Genomic DNA, 16,467 nt, shown 5'->3' on the forward strand with positions numbered 1-16,467 from the left:
CACCGCATGCCTTGGATACGACGGCGTGCGCGCCAAGCCAAGTCGGCTGGGGAGCGTCTGCCCGACCTTGAGTTCCTCGCCCTGGTGAGAGCGAGCCTTGAGGAGTACGCGCCCGGTGTGACGCGGGGGGCTGTACTCAGGGGCAACTCGCTGAGCAGTCCGAGCGGATGGGCCGTGGGTGTGGCGCCGCCCCACCACGGTGGCGGTCACCATTACGACCTCGTAGCGATGCCGGACGTGGGCGTCCAGCCGGATGTTCCTTGTTTCATGGACTGTGTCGTGGCGATGTCGGGTGACCCCCGCCAAGCGGCCAATGCGTGGGTCCGGACGGCCGGTGCGTGCATGCTCGAACTCCTCGACCGTCGTGAGGGTTTCGCCGATCACGCGGGTCCCGAGCACGAGCGCGGTGTTCCTGGCTGGTACTCGATCATCTCAGGCGCGGCCGGCTTCGGGCTCGACGCCGACGAGAACCGGCGGATGCAGACCGCCGTACTCGACGCGAATGTGCTGCACCGCATCGCGGACACCTTCACCGCGGACCTGGAGTCCCCGTTCTTCAACGGCGCCAAGATCTTCTACGGCGGACGGCCCGGCGCGATGCAGGCGGAGATCCGGATCAACGGGGAGCGTCACGAAACGGCCTCCGCCGCGATGACGGCCCTCGGCCTGCCCGAGCCGAGGGTGTTCACGACGGTCCGCTATTACGCGCTGCTGCTCCCGGTGCCGGACGGCGGCGGAGAGCCGAGTTACCCACCGGGGCGCCTCAACGGCCCGGTGACCGAGGGACTCGACTAGAGCCAGCCTGCTGGTCACTTCGCATTCCGCCACGCCACCGGGCACGCCACCGACGTGGAGCCTCGTGCTCTCGCCGCCGTGCTGGACACCTTCATGCGGGCGTGTTGCCCCACACGTTGCGCAACACGCCCGCATCGGCCGGGACGCAACTCCAGGTGGTCATCGATGGGCCGGTCGGTGGTACGTGGACCGCGACCGCCACAGGGGAGCGCCGGTCGCCGGCCGGGCGGCCGCATCCGTGCGGCTGCACCCGGAGACCACGTAGCGGCTGTGCACCCGCGGCATCGATCCCGACACCGCCCTGGCCCGAGCCCGCATCAACGGCGATCACCAACTCGCCGCAGCGGCCTGCCGGATCGTGTCTATCGTCTCCTGACGCGGACCGATCGTCGCCCGGGGAACTCCTGCGGCTAGCGCGAGGAGTCCGCGAGTGCCGTCATCTCCAGGAGGACGCGGGCCGTCGCATCGGGTGCTTCCAGCATCATGTCGTGACCGACGGCGAGTGTCCGCACGGCGCAACCCTGGGCGACCGCGGTCGCGAAGGACGCGTCCAGACTGGGCAACGGCGGCTCTGTGTGGCGTACGTAGAACCGGGGGAGTGCTTCGAGAGGAGCGGGGTCGAATCGCACGGCCTCGGTCTGGCAGCGGAACGGGAAGGCCGTGAGGCGGGGACCCGCCCAGGCGCGGACCATCTCGTCGCGCACACCCCACTGCGACAGGAAGGCAGGGTCGGCCGGCAGGTACCAGCCGTCGCCGGCCGCGGCCACCTGCTCGCGATAGCGCCGGGCGACCTCCGGCGGTTCGACATCCAGGAGACATTCACCCGAGTTCACGACGAACCCGCCGAGCCACACCACGCTGCTCAGGCGCCCTCGCGCGCGTTCCGCGACCGGGCCCGCCAGGATGCCGGCGTAGCTGTGCAGGACGAGGTGGACGTCCTGGAGGTCCTCGTACCAGAGCAGGTCCGTCAGGTCGTCGATGTGAGTGGAGACTCCGACCGAGGGCGACAACTGGCCGCTGCGCTCACCCTGTCCCGTGAGACTGGGCGTGAAGACCCGGTGCCCACGTGCGGTCAGGGCGTCGCGTACCTTCCGCCAGCACCAACCACCGTGCATGGCACCGTGGACCAGGAGAAAGGTGGCCATGAGCGTCACCTCGCGACAGTGGATCGGGGACGGCCGGCCCGGCGGACCAAGCGCCAGCGGTCACCATCAGTATGCGTCGACGCGTGATGGCATACGGAGAACGCCACGGTTCAGCAGATGAGTGAGGCTGATGCGCCTGGGGTGAGCACACCCTGGGGGTGGACACACCTGACCCGAGGCCCTGCGACGGGCCTTGTGTCCTTGGCGACCGAATCACGGGCCGGCGTCCCTGCGAGAGCGGCACGGTGACGATGTCGGTGGCCAGGCCATCTTCGGAACCACGGGGTGCGTGCGCAGGGAGGTTTAATACGAACGGGTACGACACCCGGACCGGAAGGTAGGAAGACGTGGCGAACGGCCTTTCCCGGCAACACGGCGGGGCGCTGGACGACGATGTGGATGAGCAGGGTGGCGGAGCTCTCGTACCGGCGGTGTCGCGCACGGTCCGGGTGCTGGACACCCTGGCTCGGCACGTCGGTGGTGCCACGCTCACCGAGCTCGCCAAGAGCTGCTCGCTCGCCAAGAGCACGGCTTCGAACCTGATTCGGACGATGGTGGCCGAGGGCCTGATCAGCTACGACAGCGAGACTCGGCGCTACAACCTCGGGCCGTTGCTGGTGGAGTACGGCATCGCGGCGGTGACCCGCACCACGCCGGTCACTGAGGCGCGGCCTTACATGGAGCGGCTCGCCGAGCGGACACAGCTGGCGTGCCTCGCGATCCAGCCGATGCCCGACGGGCACTTCACGGCGATCGCCAAGATCGAGAGCCGCAAAGACATCAAGATCACGATCGAGATAGGGGCGCGTTTCGATCGGACCGCGCCGCTGCTCAGCCGACTGATCGCCGCTTGGGACGAGTCCGCGAAGCAGGTCGTGCGGCCTGACGGACCGAGTCGTGCGGAACTGCGCGCCCATGGTTTTGGGGCCGTCTTCGGTGAGTACCGTCCTGAACTCAACGTCGCGGGTTTCCCGGTCTTCGACCGAGATGGATACCCCTGCCTGCTGATCACCCTGCTCGGTATCGGCGCGGATCTCACGCCGCACGACGTCGAGGAGCTGGCGGAGTACCTGGTACTTGCGGCTCGGGCCATCACTGCCCGCAGTGGTGGACAGGTACCGGCCGACTACCCTGCCGCCGGGGAGGAATCTGCCGTCTGAAACTGGTTTCGTATCACTTGCGTGGTTTCGAGCGGGAGGAGTGCGGCGGTCCTGCCGGGTCGGGCCGAGTGCCTTGACGGCGCAGGTGGCGGGGTGCAGGATCGCACCCATGGAAACTAATTCAGTTTCCGGCGTTTCCACGGATGATGCGCAGCGTGCCGATCTCATCGTGGAAGCCGCCGGCCGGCTTTTTTTCGCGCCGGGTTGCCCGCGGGTGAGTATGGACGACCTCGCGCGCGAGCTAGGGATGAGCAAGAAGACGATCTACCGCCACTTCCCAGACAAGCGCAGTCTGCTGGCCGCGGTCCTGGACCGGAAGTTCGCGGCTGTGGAGCGCTCGTTGATCGCTGCTGTGGAGAACGCGGAGGGGCAGCCGCTGGACGTCCGCATACAACGGTTCCTGATCGCGGCGGGCAGTGAGCTGGACAAGCTCGGTGCGGCTCAGCTCGCTCTGGGCCGGGGTGACGCCATGTTGCGCGAGTACGTGGAGCAGCGAGTGGACGAGGTGATCTACCGCCGGCTCGACGAGTTGCTCGTAGACGGTCACCGGCAAGGGGTGCTGCCCGCGCCGCCGGAACTGCTCAGCGCGATCATCTCCGGGGCGCTCGAACGGTTGCTCACCTCGCAACTGCCCCGCGAACTGAACTGGACTGCGGCCGATCTCCTGCGGGCGACCGTCGATACCGTGCTGTACGGGGCGATCCACTCCCGGGACCACGCCGTCGCCGATGCGCCGTAGCGTGCTGCCGGCCCGAGCATTTGTGGCGACAGCCCCGGGTGGGACCGTGGCAGAGGGTGGCACGTCACCGTGACGAGTCGTTGAGTCTGTGCGGCGTCGCGCGGTCTGTGACGTGGGATGTCACAGGCGTCAACCCGGCCCGCTGGGCCTGAGCCTGGACCGGAGAGTGTTGAGGTGCTGCGGCGTCGTGCGCGCCGCACCCAGTACGTGGCATGGAGTGGGCTTCAGGGACAAGGGCGAGCGCACGGTGGGCGGCCTTGGGTATCAGGCCCCCCAGGGATGGAGGCTCCGAACACCGTCGAAGTCCACGGCGGACACCTCCATCACCATGTCGCCGCCCGAGCCTGGTGCCGGAGGGCGCTGTCGGTCTCCCCATCTGTGGGGTGGCACGCCTGTGAGCGACGCTCGCGACGATTCTCGCCCGCCACGACGGACGACCTGTGCGTCCTCATCTCGTCCGTCGAACTGCCGCGCATGCGCGCCGGTTGCGTGCCCTCGCGGTCGGTCGGCGATTCCACGCCTCCGTCACGGCTGCGATCGGTGGCGACTTGGCGAGTGCGGCGTTCTCGGCCCGCCCGTCGTCGCCCCCGCCTGTCGAGGTTCGGCTACGGCATGGCGACCTGGTTGATGGGACACATGAAAGGAGGACACTCATGCACACGATCGATCTCGCCTATGTCGGGCGTGGCCCGCACGAGGAACTTGTCACGTACATCGCCGACCAACAGGACTACTACGCGGACGAAGGTGTCCACGTGGCCTTGCGCGACGGCTGCGTCTGGGACCCGGAACGGCTGCGCCGTGGCGCTGTCATCGGGCTCGGGCGAACACTGCTCTCCCGGCTCGTCGGTGGCATCCCCTGGGTCGCGCTGAACGTCAACACTCAGCGCCCGCAGTTCTGGTTCCTTGCCCGCTTCGGCCTGAACTCCCTTGCGGATCTGGCCGGTCGACGGCTGGCGCTGCATCCGGCCCATACCGGACCCGGGTGCATCGCCCGCATCATCCTGCGTGAGGCCGGCCTCGACCCCGACCGGGATGTACACACCGTCGTCCGGTCGCCGGGCAACTACGGCATGGACCTGCGCCGGCTACGCGACGGCACGATCGACGCAGCCGTGGTCGGCGACACGATGGCCCCGGAGGCGGTGGCGGCCGAGAACGGATGGCAGGTATTGGCCTTCGCCGGAGATCACTTCCAGATTCCCACCGTGGGCGTCGCTGTCGACTCCACGTACACCCGTCCGGACGACCCGGCGGTCCAGGCCGTAGTCCGGGCTCACCGGCGAGCCCTGCGATTGATCCAGCACGAACCGGACACCATCCAGCGGTATCTCCACAGCTTCCTCGGCGGACATACGCCGAAGGAGGCCCGAGCGCACTACGAGAAGTTCATAGCCCCGCACTTCAGCACGGACGGCCAAGCCGACCTCGTGGTCGGCGACGCCGCCATCACCGCGGTCGCCGCCGAACTGGGCGTCCCCGCCACATTCACCGCATCGGACTTCTTCCGCACCACGCAGGCTGCGGCCTAGCCACGGCCACGCCACACGCAAGTCGCCGCAGGTGGCTGGGCGGTCGTCGCCCGCAGGGTTCGGCAGGGGGCGTGTGGCGGCGCGTTTTCGGAGGAGTACAGAGAGGCCGACTTGTGAAAGAGTTTTTGGTAGAGGTCACCACCGCGATTCCCGAAGGGACGGATCCGGCCGAGGTGGACCGGCGTCGAGCCGCTGAGGCCGCTCGGGCCCGAGAACTCATCGCCATGGGCCACTTGGTCCGGCTCTGGCGACCGGTGGGCGAGACGCGCAGCATCGCCCTGTGGCGCGCGATCGACGAGGCCGAACTGTACGACAAGGTTCTCAACACGCTGCCGTTGTGGCCGTGGATGACCGGGACCGTCACCGCTGTCGAGTCCCATCCGAACGACCCGGGCAGGGCGGACGCCACGTCCTGAGGACGTGTCCCGAGGTTGTCCGTCGCTCCGCTGTTCCTGCGGGCCCAGCCCCGACCGCTCCCCGGCGCGGCTGTGTGGAGGTGCGCGATCCTGTTGAGGTCGGCGCCTGGCGCAGGGCTGTCCTGGACTCCGCGAGGCCTGACCCAGATCGCCGAACCGCGCCCGTCGTGCGCCCGACATGCGGGTGAGGACACGGCCTCCTGCCGGCCCGACGCGTTGTCGCATCGGCCTGAAATGTACTGACAAAAAGGGTAGTTGGCGGGTGCGTGGGCGGCTGGCCGGTGTACCCGGTCGATGCCGTCACGCTGTCCTCCGGGGCCCGTTCATGCCCGACCACCCGCGCAGGCAACGTCGTTCGACGTGGCCGATGGGCTCCGTCCGGCAATTCCCCCGCTGCGCCGGTGACATGGGCCTGCGGCTCCGTCTTCCGGTCGACTCCCGGGTTCCGGGTGATGCCAGGTACGGCCCGTGAAAGCCGATCTCCGCCCGGCAACAGCTTTCTTGACGGAAGGGCGACCCGTACTTACAGTCGTCCACAATGCTGATCTGAGTTCGAGATAATGAACAAAGGTGGTCCCGTGATGGCGCAGACCAAGGCTCTCCTGGGGACGCGTGTGATCGACGCCGCCACGATGGTGGCGGGCCCGCTGGGCGCGTCGATCCTGGCGGACTTCGGTGCGGACGTCGTGAAAGTGGAGCCCATCACGGGTGACGAATCTCGAACCTTCGGACCAGGTCGCGACGGTATGAGTGGCGTGTACTCCGGCGTGAACCGGAACAAGCGGGCGATCGCACTGGACCTACGCGCCGAGGACGGGCGGGAGCTCTTTCACGAACTGTGCGCGGGGGCCGACGTGTTGATCGAGAACATGCTGCCCGGCGTGCGGGAACGGTTCGGCCTGGATCCGGAGGCCCTTCGCAAGCGGCACCCGCACCTGATCTGCCTCAACGTGAGCGGCTACGGCGAGAGCGGGCCACTGGCCGGAAGGCCGGCGATGGATCCCGTGGCTCAGGCGCTCACCGGCCTCATGCACGCCACCGGCGACGCGGACGGCGCGGCCACCAAGGCGGGCCCGCCCATCGCGGACAGCGCGGCCGGCTACTTGATCGCCATCGCGGCCTTGGTAGCACTGCTGGCCAAGCAGCGGACCGGAGCCGGACAGGACGGTTCGGTATCTCTCGTGGGCTCGCTGTTCCATCTGCAGACACCGTGGCTGGGGCAGTACCTGCTGGCTGGGCACGTGCCGTCGCGCGTCGGCAATGCGAGCGCCTTCTACGCCCCGTACAACGCCTACCCGACGCGGGACGGCGGATCCGTGCACGTGGTGGCCTTCAACGACCGTCACTTCACACGACTCGCGCAGGTGGTGGACAAGCGGCTCCTCGACGACGAGCGATTCGCCGAGGCGGCGGGTCGGCTGGCCCATCGGGCGGAGCTCGACGCGGCGCTGGCCCCGTGGTTCGCCGACCGCGACCGCGACGCCGTGGTCACGCTCCTCAGCGAGCAGAACATCATCTGCGCCCCGGTGCTGGCTTACGACGAGGCCGTGGCACATCCCCAGATCCGTGCGCTCGACCTCGTGGTCGACATCGAGCACGACACCCTCGGGCCACTCCAAGTACCCGGCATCCCCGTCAAGTTGTCGGACACCCCCGGGCGTGTGGAACGGCCGCCGACATCACTGGGCGAGCACACGACCGAGCTGCTCGCGGAGCTCGGACACGACAAGCAGGACATCGCGCGTCTTCTCGCGGCGCGGGTCGTCCGCTGACCTCGAAACTCAGACGAAGGAGCATCATATGAAGGTCGGTATCAGGATCCCCGGCGCCGGACCGTGGGCGGGACCGGACGCGATCAGCGAGGTCTCCCGCTACGCGGAGAAGATCGGCTTCGACTCGCTGTGGATGACCGATCACGTGGCGCTGCCCACGAAGGTGGAGACCCCCTATCCGTACACGACGGACGGCAAGTTCCTCTGGTCGCCCGAGACCCCGTACCTGGACTGCCTGACGGCCCTGACCTGGGCAGCGGCGGCTACGGAGACAGTCGAACTCGGTACATCCTGTCTGATCCTCCCCTGGCGGCCGCTGGTACCGACGTCGAAGACGCTCGTGAGCATCGACGTCCTGTCCAAGGGTCGGCTGTCCGTCGCCATCGGCGTCGGGTGGATGAAGGAACAGTTCGCGGCCCTGGGCGCGCCCTTCAAGGACCGGGGGCGCCGGGTGACCGAGATGGTCAACGCGATGCGGCAGATGTGGGCCGACGACGAGGTGGACTTCGACGGCGAGTTCTACAACCTGCACGACTTCAAGATGTATCCGAAGCCCGTGCGCGGCACGATCCCCATCTGGTTCGCCGGCTACAGCGAGGCGTCACTGCGCCGCATAGCCGCCATCGGCGACGGCTGGCATCCGCTGGCGGTCGGCCCCGAGGAATACGCCGGCCACCTCGCCACCCTCCGCAGGTACGTCGAGGAGGCAGGCCGTGACATGGGCGAGATCACGCTGACGGCGAGGCCGCTGCGCAAGGCCCCCTACAACGCCGAAACCATCGAGGCGTACGGCGACCTCGGCGTCACCCACTTCATCTGCGACACATCCTTCGAGCACGCAACGCTCGACTCCGCGATGGAGGAACTCCAGGCGCTCGCCGAGGACGTCCTGCCGACCGCCCACCGCCTTCCCTGACCCCCGAGCGAAGGAGACCGACCGTGCGTGCTCTGACCTCCCATGTCCCGCTGGTCATCGGCGACCAGCTTGCCCCGGCCTCGACAGGGGCGACCTTCGACAGCGTCAACCCGGCCGACGGCACCGTCATCGCGACGGTCGCCGAAGCCACGGCGGACGACGTCGCCCGTGCCGTCGAGGCCGCGCGCGCCGGCGCCACGGTGTGGCAGCGGATGCGACCGTCCCAACGAACGCGCCTGATGCTGCGCTACGCGGCGCTCATCGAGGCGAACAAGGAAGAACTCGCCGAGCTGCAGACCCGCGACATGGGCAAACCCATCCGCGAGTCACTCTCGATCGATCTGCCCATCATGGTCGAAACCCTCGAGTACTTCGCCGGCCTGGTGACGAAGATCGAAGGACGGACCACTCAGGCGCCCGGGCGGTTCCTCAACTACACCGTGCGCGAGCCGATCGGTGTGGTCGGCGCCATCACCCCGTGGAACTTCCCTGCCGTACAGACCATCTGGAAGATCGCGCCCGCCCTGGCCATGGGCAACGCCATCGTCCTCAAGCCGGCCCAACTGGCCCCGCTGGTACCGGTCGCGCTGGGTGAGCTGGCGCTGGAGGCGGGAATCCCCGCCGGGGTGGTCAACGTCCTGCCCGGCCGGGGCTCGGTCGCCGGGAACGCGCTCGTCCGCAACGCGCACGTCGGCAAGATCACCTTCACCGGATCCACCGAGGTGGGCCAGGAGATAGGCCGGATGGCCGCCGACCGGCTCATCACCACCTCGCTCGAACTCGGCGGGAAGTCCGCCCTGGTCGCGTTCTCCGACGCTTCCCCGAAGACGATCGCCGACGTGGCCTTCACGGCCATGTACGGCAACCAGGGCGAGACCTGCACCGCTCCCAGCCGACTGCTGGTCGAACGGCCGATCTACGACGAGGTCGTCGAGTTGGTCAAGGCCCGGGTGGAGGCCGCCAAGATCGGTGACCCGCTCGACCCGGAGACCGAAATCGGCCCCCTCATCAACGCGGTGCAGCGCGACTCGGTCCACTCCTACGTCCTCTCCGGCGTGGAAGAAGGCGCGGTCCTGCTGGCCGGAAGCACGAAAACACCGCAGGACCGTCCCGGTCAGGGGTTCTTCTACCGGCCCGCGTTGTTCGGTGACGTCACCGCGGACATGCGGATAGCGCGCGAGGAGATCTTCGGACCCGTACTCGGCGTGCTGCCCTTCGAAGGCGAGAAGCAGGCGCTGGCCCTGGCGAACGACACCATCTATGGCCTCGCCGCCGGTGTCTTCACCCGCGACGTGGGCCGGGCACTGCGCTTCGCCGGGACTCTGGACGCCGGGAACGTATGGATCAACAGCTGGGGCGTACTCAACCCCGCCTCGCCGTACCGAGGGTTTCGGCACAGCGGCCACGGAAGCGACCTCGGTCAGAGCGCGATCGAGAGTTTCACGAAGGAGAAGAGCATATGGGCGCGGCTGGACTAGCGCCGGACGGCGCCGACGGGCCGGTGGTGTCCCGGCTGCGCGCACTGCGAGGGGTCACTCACTGGAGGCCGGCGCCGGACTACTCGATCACCCAGGACGCGCTCTTCGGCCACGATCCGAGTGCGGTGGCCCTGCTCACCGTCGGACCGCACGCGCCGACCGAGATCACCTTCGGCGAGGTCCAACGTGCGGCGCTGCGCATTGCCGGCGTCCTGCAGGCACGTGGCGTGGACCCGGGTGACCGCGTCGCCATGTATCTCGAACCCTCACCCACCGCTGCGCAGACGGTCTTCGGCGTGCTGGCCGCGGGGGCCGTACTGGTTCCGGTTCCCCGGCTCATGGCCGGCGCGTCCGTGGCTCATCGCCTGGGCGACTCGGGGGCGAAGGTCCTTGTCACGGACGGGCCGGGGCTCGACCGCCTGATGTCGACCGGATGCGTGATCGAGGACCGTATCGTCCTGAGGGTCGACGACGCCGACGGACAGCTCGTCGCCGAGCAGTCCGGCGAGCCGCACCGCGAGGCCCCCCATGCCGGTGGACCGACGCAGCCGGCACTCCTGATGTACACCTCCGGGACCAGTGGTCCACCCAAGGGAATCGTCCACGGCCACCAAGTCCTGCTCGGCCATGCCGGTGTGGACTGCGCCTTCGAGCTCTTCGAGCCGGGCGACGTCTACTACGGGACGGCCGACTGGGGGTGGATCGGCGGGCTCATGCTGGGGCTGCTCGTACCCTGGTCGTTCGGTGTTCCGGTGGTCGCGCAGCGGCAGCAGCGTTTCGACCCGGACGCGGCGCTCGACCTCTTCGCCCGGTGCGGCGTCACCACCGCGTTCCTCCCGCCGTCGGTCCTGCGCCTGTTCCAGGCGAACGGCCGGGCGCCGGAACGCAGACTGCGGGCCGTCGTCACCGGTGGCGAGCAGGCAGGCCGCTCCGAGATGGCGTGGGCTCGGCTGCACCTGGCCCAGGCCGTCAACAAGGCGTACGGGCAGACCGAGGCGAACGCGCTCATCGGTGACGCTGCCGTCCTGGGCTCCGTCGACGACGACACGATGGGAACGGCCTACCCGGGGCACCGCATCGCCCTCCTCGGCGAGGACGGCCAGGAGGTGGGTCGCGGCGAGGTCGGCGAGATCGCCGTGGGGCTCCCCGATCCCGTTGCCCTGCTCGGGGTGTGGGACGCGGAGTCGGCACGTGCGGTACCGCCGGATGGCACGTGGCACCGCACGGGAGATCTGGCCCGGCGGGCACACACGCGGCGGTTCGAGTACCTCGGTCGCGTGGACGACGTCATCAAGAGCCGCGGCTACCGGATCGGGCCGGCGGAGATCGAGGACGCTCTGGTGAAACACCCGCGCGTTCTGGAGGCCGCGGCGGTGGGCATACCCGACGACAAGATCGGCCAGCACATCAAGGTGTTCCTCAGGCTCAGCGAGAGCAAGGGCGACGGTGAGAGCGGCGGGCTCGACGACCCGCTCCGCGCGCAGCTGGGCGAACTGGTGGCCACCTCGGTCGGCCCGCATGCCAGACCTCGGCAGTTCGAGGTGGTAACGGCCCTGCCGAGGAACGAAACCGGAAAGCTCCTCAGGCGCCGGCTCACCTCACACAGCCACTGACGCGGAGCGACGCCCCTCGACGGAGGGCCGCGCGCAGGCCCAGGGCTCAGGAATCTGCTGTTGATATCCGCCCTCACGAGAAGGCGCCCCCACCGAAGCCCCCCTGTCGTACCCGCCCATGCCGCCCGAACGTGGACGGCCGCACCCGGGCCCGCGACGACCAAGAACGTACGGATGGAAGGAAGCGTCATGCGCAAGTTCTGGCATGTGGGAATCAACGTCACCGACATGGACCGGTCGATCGAGTTCTACCAGCACGTCGGCTTCGAGGTCGTGCAGGACAAGGCGGTCGACGACGTCAATCTGGCCCGGGCCTTCATGATCGAGGAGGGCAGCAAACTGCGCTTCGCGCACATGCGGCTCAACAACTCACCCGATGAGGCGATGCTGGACATCATCGAGTGGCGCGACGTCCCGGCGACGCGTGAGCGGTCCATCGCCGACACCGTCAACCCCGGCCTGTGCCGGTTCTCGATCCTGACCGACGACATACAGGGCGAGTACGACCGGCTGAGCGCCGCCGGTGTCGAGTTCCTGCACACGCCGCAGACCGTCATGGGTCCGGACGGTGTGAACGGCTGGCGGATTCTCTTCGCGGTCGACCCCGACGGCACGCTCTTCCACTTCGTCGAGCTGGTGGGGGACGCCGCCGCTCACGCGTGAGGCGCCTTCGAACGGAACGCGGGAGAGGCCGTCACCGTCGACAGCGGCGGACGGTGACGGCCGATCTCTCCCGCAGCGGCGCTGACGAAGCCGCCGGCTGACCCTTCTGATCCCAAGTGCCCTGGCGTAGTCGCGCCGGGCCGATTGCCCGGTGACCGGCTGACGGCACCCTTCGAAAGGAACACCGACCGTGGGTAGACACACCATCGCTGTGGTGGGAGGAACCGGCCCGCAGGGCAAGGGCCTTGCCCTGCACTTCGCCCGGGCGGGCCGCGAAGTCGTCATCGGATCGCGCTCCGCCGAGCGCGCCGAAGAAGCCGCACAGGAGATCCGGCGCCGTATCGGGCCTGGGGAGCACGTACGAGGCCTCAGCAACGCGGCTGCCGTCCGAACGGCCGGGGTGGTCGTGCTCGCGGTGCCGTGGGACGGTCACGAGCAGCTCGTGCGTGACCTCGCCCCGTACCTCGCCGGGAAGCTGGTGATCAGCTGCGTCAACCCGCTGGGTTTCGACAAGCGCGGCGCCTACGGGCTGGACGTCGAGGAGGGCAGCGCCGCGGAACAGACGCAGCAACTCGTCCCCGACGCAGTCGTCGTCGGCGCGTTCCACCACCTCTCCGCTGTGTCGCTGTGGGATGCGCAAGGGCCCCTGGAGCATGAGGACGTCCTGGTGGTCGGCGACGACCGGGACGCGAAGGAGCAGGTCGCCGCTCTCGCCGCGACGATCACTGGGCGACCCGGTGTCGACGGGGGTGCGCTGCGCCTGGCACGCCAACTGGAGCCGCTCACTGCCGTACTCATCGGCATCAACCGCCGCTACAAGACGCGCTCCGGCGTCTCGATCTCGGGAATCCCCGCGTGATCCTCGAATTGCGTGAGTACGTCGCGCTGCCGGATCGCGCCGAGGACCTGCACCGCCGCTTCGGTGAAGAGACCCTCGACCTCTTCGACCAGGTCGGACTCGACCTTCGGGGCTTTTGGCACGCCGTCGGGGAGCGGCGGCGGATCGTCTATCTCTGCGCGTTCGCCGACGTTGACGTTGCCGTGGCCTTCTGGGAGGCCTTCCGCGCCGATCCGCGGTGGATCGCGCTGAAGGAACGCACCGAAGCGAACGGGCCGTTGATCGAGAGGATCGAGAGCACCTACCTCGTGGAGCCCGACTACGTCGACGCCCGCAGGTGATCCTCGGACCCTCCCGCTGCCTCGAGCGCGGCTGCGTACGACCAGCCGAGAGGCGGTCAGGGTCTTGACCGGAGTGGACCGATACTCCACCTGCTCCACATCGTGGACATAGTTCGTCAGTGTGAATTGAGGCTCTCGATGATCAAGAGTATTCAGCTACACGCCTGGGCCGCCGGACCGAGCATCGTGGAGGTCGCCGAGGTCGCCGCCCGAACCTTCGAGACGATCTGGGTCACGGACCAGATGCAGTCGCGCGGCGTGGGCGCCGTCCTGGGCGCGATCGCGGCTCGCACCGGGGCCGGTGTGGGCACGGCGGTGACGTTCCCTTTCGGTCGCAACCCACTGGAACAGGCCTCCACGATGGCCACGTTGGCCGAGTTCATGCCAGTGGGGCGCCAGGTCAGCATGGGGATCGGCACAGGCGGCGGTCTGGTGAGCGCGCTGATGGAGCGTCGCAGCCCTGTCGGCCGCGTCGCGGAGCTCATCAGGATCTGCCGGGCACTCTGGCGGGGCGACAGCGTCCGACTGGGCGACTTCCCCCTCACCTGCGCGGACCTCGGCCTGCGCGAAGAGGCGCGCGTCTCACTCGACTGGGTCGACCAGCCCGCTGTGCGGGTGATCGTCGCAGGCGCGGGACCCCAGGTGCTGGAGATGGCCGGCGAGCTGGCCGACGGCGTCATCTGCGCGAGCAATTTCCCCGCGCACAGCCTGGCCGCGTTCCGCAGCGGGCAATTCGACACGGTCAGCAATCTCGATCGCCTCGAACGCGGCCGAGAGCGTGGCGAGCGCGCCGACTTCACCCGCATCTACGGCGTGAACGTCTCCGTCTCCACGGACCGCGACCGAGCCACCGCTGCGGCGCGCAGGCAGGCCACGCTCATCGTCGCGCAGCAGCCGCACGAAAGCCTGCAACGGGCCGGCTTCGAGCAGTCCGACTACGCGCCGACACGGGAGGCCGTGAAGGCAGGCGCGAGTCTGCGCGAGGCCGCCGCACTGCTTCCCCAGGAGGTGGCCGACCAGCTGATCATCTCGGGCACGCCGACCGACTGCATCGACGCGCTCCTGGAACTGCTGCAGTACGCGCGTGGCGCGGGCTTCACCGAGGCGTACGTCGGGGCCCCCGTCGGCCCGGATCCGGCGGAAGCAGTGGAACTCCTCACCTCCAAGATCCTCCCGGAGATCCTGTGAACCTTGACGCCGACCAGGCCCCGGCACTGTGCCTGACGGAGCGGAACAGCTCCATGGCGACGGTGACCCTCAACCGCCCCGACGCCCGCAACGCCCTCAACATCCCGCTGCTCCAGCACCTGGTCGGAGCACTTGACGAGGCCCGCACCCACGGCGCGGACATCCTGGTGCTGCGGGCGGAGGGTACTGCCTTCTGCGCGGGAGCCGACATCCGCGCCGACGACGGCACCGCGATCGGCCGGCCCGGCCTGCGCCGTCGACTGATCGAGGAGGTCTGCGACCTCATCGATTCCTTCCCCGCATCCGTCGCCGCCGTCCAAGGACCGGCTGTCGGCGCGGGCTGGGCTCTGGCCACAGCCGCGACGGTGACCCTGGCGGCCCCCGAAGCGACCTTTCGTTTCCCGGAACTCCGTCTGGGTTTCCTCCCCCCGGACACGACAGTGCGGCGCCTACGCGACCGCGTCGGGGCCACGGTCGCGTTCCGGTTGCTCGCAGCCGACGAACGCCTCGCCGCGGACGACCTGGCCCGCCTGGGACTCGTCGAGGTCGTCCCCGCCCCCGACCTTCACAGCCGAGCGCGTCACCTCGCGGACCGGTTCGCGGCCGCGCCCCCCGACCTTCTCCGCCACCTTCGCACCGCACTCACCACGTGAACTCCCCTGAGACAGCAGCACCGACCCGGCCGTCCGAATCCCCCAGAAAGGGGACCATCATGCGCGCAAGCGCCTTCATGGACAGCGAAGAACAAGCGGAACTGCGAGCCACGGCCCGTAAGTTCCTTTCACGCCGCGCCCCGGAGCGCGACGTCCAGATGTGGGACGAAGAGGGTTCCTACCCAGAACAGCTGTACCGCGAGATCGCGAAGCTCGGCTGGTACGACATGGTCACGGACGCCGACGAGCCCGTCGAGAACGTCGCCGGCCTGCTCACCACCCTGTGCGAGGAGGTGGGCCGCGCCAGTTCGGACCTCGTGGCGCTGCTCAACCTCAACTTCAGCGGCCTTCGCGACCTGGCCCGTTGGGGGACCCCCGACCAGCGGCGAACCTACTCGGTCCCCGTACTCGGCGGGGAGAGCCGATTCGCGATAGGGGTGAGCGAGCCCGACGTGGGCTCGGACGCCGCCAGCGTCACCACGAGAGCCGAGCGCACCGACGGCGGCTGGGTCGTCAACGGCCAGAAGACCTACTGCGAGGGCGCCGGACTGCCGGGAGCGGTCATGGAACTGCTCGTCAAGGTCGGCGACAGCGGACGCAAACGAGACGACCTGGCCGTGTTCCTCGTCCCTGCCGACCACCCGGGCGTCGAGGTCCGCCGCATGCCGGCACTGGGCCGCAACATCAGCGGCATCTACGAGGTGTTCCTGCACGACGTCCAACTGCCCGACACCGCACTGCTCGGCCAACCGGGACAGGGCTGGCAGATCCTCAAAGAACGCCTGGTCCTGGAACGGATCATGATCAGCTCCGGCTTCCTCGGCAGCGTCGCCTCGGTACTCGACATGACCGTCGCCTACGCCAACGAGCGCATGCAGTTCGGCCGGAGCATCTCCTCCTACCAGGGAGTGAGCCTTCCACTGGCGGAGACGTACGTCCGGATGGACGCCGCCCGATGCGCGGTACAGCGCGCGGCCGCACTCTTCGACGCCGGCCTCCCCTGCGAGACGGAGAGCACCATGGCCAAATTCCTGACCGGGCAGATCTACGCCGAGGCGTCAGCCCTGGCCATCCAGATCCAGGGCGCGTACGGCTACGTCCGCGACCACACACTGCCCATGCACCACTCCGACGGCATCATCGCCCGGGTCGTCGCCGGCCCACCGTCCGTCCAACTCGACTTCATCGCCCGCTCCATGGGACTGAGGGCCGGCTGAT

General features: G+C 68.8%; 16 protein-coding genes and 1 pseudogene. 16 read left to right on the forward strand and 1 reads right to left on the reverse strand.

All coding sequences use genetic code 11. The annotated features are described in order from the left end of the window. Positions 1-6: 6 nt before the first annotated feature. Together B0675_RS42045 and B0675_RS42050 are read left to right on the forward strand one after the other, a co-directional pair. Positions 7-795 carry a DUF6348 family protein gene (locus B0675_RS42045; protein ID WP_241539854.1) on the forward strand — a complete coding sequence of 263 codons (789 nt, stop codon included), beginning with the start codon at positions 7-9 and terminating at the stop codon, positions 793-795. Between the two features lie 27 nt (positions 796-822). Beyond that, positions 823-1,171: pseudogene (locus B0675_RS42050) on the forward strand (hypothetical protein); the annotation flags it as partial. Between the two features lie 34 nt (positions 1,172-1,205). Here the strand turns inward: B0675_RS42050 and B0675_RS23885 are convergent. Further along, positions 1,206-1,940: an alpha/beta fold hydrolase gene (locus B0675_RS23885; protein WP_081220865.1), complete on the reverse strand. Its 735-nt coding sequence runs from the start codon at positions 1,938-1,940 to the stop codon at positions 1,206-1,208. 347 nt (positions 1,941-2,287) lie between these two features. On the opposite strand from B0675_RS23885, the gene B0675_RS23890 reads away from it, so the two are divergent. The 14 genes from B0675_RS23890 to B0675_RS23955 all read left to right on the forward strand — a co-directional run bounded on the left by B0675_RS23890 (position 2,288) and on the right by B0675_RS23955 (position 16,466). Further along, the gene (locus B0675_RS23890) at positions 2,288-3,100 is read left to right on the forward strand and encodes a helix-turn-helix domain-containing protein (protein WP_081220867.1); all 813 of its coding nucleotides are present in this window, start codon (positions 2,288-2,290) and stop codon (positions 3,098-3,100) included. A 109-nt stretch (positions 3,101-3,209) separates the two neighbouring features. Then, entirely contained in the window at positions 3,210-3,839 is a 630-nt protein-coding gene (locus tag B0675_RS23895) for a TetR/AcrR family transcriptional regulator (protein WP_081220869.1), read from the forward strand. Between the two features lie 653 nt (positions 3,840-4,492). Then, positions 4,493-5,371, forward strand: a complete 879-nt coding sequence (locus B0675_RS23900) for an ABC transporter substrate-binding protein (RefSeq protein ID WP_081220871.1) — start codon at positions 4,493-4,495, stop codon at positions 5,369-5,371. Positions 5,372-5,484: 113 nt separating this feature from the next. Beyond that, the gene (locus B0675_RS23905; protein ID WP_081220873.1) at positions 5,485-5,787 is read left to right on the forward strand and encodes a muconolactone Delta-isomerase family protein; all 303 of its coding nucleotides are present in this window, start codon (positions 5,485-5,487) and stop codon (positions 5,785-5,787) included. Positions 5,788-6,368: 581 nt separating this feature from the next. Further along, positions 6,369-7,559, forward strand: a complete 1,191-nt coding sequence (locus B0675_RS23910) for a CoA transferase (RefSeq protein ID WP_081220875.1) — start codon at positions 6,369-6,371, stop codon at positions 7,557-7,559. Positions 7,560-7,587: 28 nt separating this feature from the next. Then, positions 7,588-8,475, forward strand: a complete 888-nt coding sequence (locus B0675_RS23915; protein ID WP_081220877.1) for a TIGR03619 family F420-dependent LLM class oxidoreductase — start codon at positions 7,588-7,590, stop codon at positions 8,473-8,475. Positions 8,476-8,498: 23 nt separating this feature from the next. Next, the gene (locus B0675_RS23920; protein WP_081220878.1) at positions 8,499-9,953 is read left to right on the forward strand and encodes an aldehyde dehydrogenase family protein; all 1,455 of its coding nucleotides are present in this window, start codon (positions 8,499-8,501) and stop codon (positions 9,951-9,953) included. Then, on the forward strand, positions 9,935-11,566 hold the full coding sequence (locus tag B0675_RS23925) for an AMP-binding protein (RefSeq protein ID WP_081220879.1): 1,632 nt from the start codon (positions 9,935-9,937) through the stop codon (positions 11,564-11,566). The genes B0675_RS23920 and B0675_RS23925 overlap by 19 nt, the downstream gene beginning before the upstream one ends. Positions 11,567-11,755: 189 nt before the next feature. Continuing rightward, on the forward strand, positions 11,756-12,229 hold the full coding sequence (locus B0675_RS23930) for a VOC family protein (RefSeq protein ID WP_081220880.1): 474 nt from the start codon (positions 11,756-11,758) through the stop codon (positions 12,227-12,229). Between the two features lie 190 nt (positions 12,230-12,419). Next, positions 12,420-13,088 carry an NADPH-dependent F420 reductase gene (npdG, locus tag B0675_RS23935; RefSeq protein WP_081220881.1) on the forward strand — a complete coding sequence of 223 codons (669 nt, stop codon included), beginning with the start codon at positions 12,420-12,422 and terminating at the stop codon, positions 13,086-13,088. Next, on the forward strand, positions 13,085-13,408 hold the full coding sequence (locus B0675_RS23940; RefSeq protein WP_081220882.1) for an NIPSNAP family protein: 324 nt from the start codon (positions 13,085-13,087) through the stop codon (positions 13,406-13,408). The genes npdG and B0675_RS23940 overlap by 4 nt, the downstream gene beginning before the upstream one ends. A 138-nt stretch (positions 13,409-13,546) precedes the next feature. Then, on the forward strand, positions 13,547-14,596 hold the full coding sequence (locus B0675_RS23945; RefSeq protein ID WP_081220883.1) for an LLM class flavin-dependent oxidoreductase: 1,050 nt from the start codon (positions 13,547-13,549) through the stop codon (positions 14,594-14,596). Continuing rightward, complete coding sequence (locus tag B0675_RS23950; RefSeq protein WP_206602727.1) at positions 14,593-15,249, forward strand: enoyl-CoA hydratase/isomerase family protein; 657 nt, start codon at positions 14,593-14,595, stop codon at positions 15,247-15,249. Before B0675_RS23945 ends, B0675_RS23950 begins: the two co-directional genes overlap by 4 nt. 59 nt (positions 15,250-15,308) lie before the next feature. After that, positions 15,309-16,466 (forward strand): acyl-CoA dehydrogenase family protein, encoded by a 1,158-nt coding sequence (locus B0675_RS23955; RefSeq protein ID WP_081220884.1) that lies wholly within the window; start codon positions 15,309-15,311, stop codon positions 16,464-16,466. Position 16,467: the final 1 nt, after the last annotated feature.

Source organism: Streptomyces sp. M41(2017) (assembly GCF_002078175.1).
GTDB lineage: Bacteria > Actinomycetota > Actinomycetes > Streptomycetales > Streptomycetaceae > Streptomyces.

Bases quoted from the DNA above. Each gene is read 5' to 3' on its own strand.
- B0675_RS23895 (WP_081220869.1), top strand. From the start codon at position 3,210: ATGGAAACTAATTCAGTTTCCGGCGTTTCCACGGATGATGCGCAGCGT.
- B0675_RS23885 (WP_081220865.1), bottom strand. From the start codon at position 1,940: ATGGCCACCTTTCTCCTGGTCCACGGTGCCATGCACGGTGGTTGGTGC.
- B0675_RS23915 (WP_081220877.1), top strand. From the start codon at position 7,588: ATGAAGGTCGGTATCAGGATCCCCGGCGCCGGACCGTGGGCGGGACCG.
- B0675_RS23900 (WP_081220871.1), top strand. From the start codon at position 4,493: ATGCACACGATCGATCTCGCCTATGTCGGGCGTGGCCCGCACGAGGAA.
- B0675_RS42045 (WP_241539854.1), top strand. From the start codon at position 7: ATGCCTTGGATACGACGGCGTGCGCGCCAAGCCAAGTCGGCTGGGGAG.
- B0675_RS23945 (WP_081220883.1), top strand. From the start codon at position 13,547: ATGATCAAGAGTATTCAGCTACACGCCTGGGCCGCCGGACCGAGCATC.
- B0675_RS23930 (WP_081220880.1), top strand. From the start codon at position 11,756: ATGCGCAAGTTCTGGCATGTGGGAATCAACGTCACCGACATGGACCGG.
- B0675_RS23910 (WP_081220875.1), top strand. From the start codon at position 6,369: ATGGCGCAGACCAAGGCTCTCCTGGGGACGCGTGTGATCGACGCCGCC.
- B0675_RS23955 (WP_081220884.1), top strand. From the start codon at position 15,309: ATGCGCGCAAGCGCCTTCATGGACAGCGAAGAACAAGCGGAACTGCGA.
- B0675_RS23925 (WP_081220879.1), top strand. From the start codon at position 9,935: ATGGGCGCGGCTGGACTAGCGCCGGACGGCGCCGACGGGCCGGTGGTG.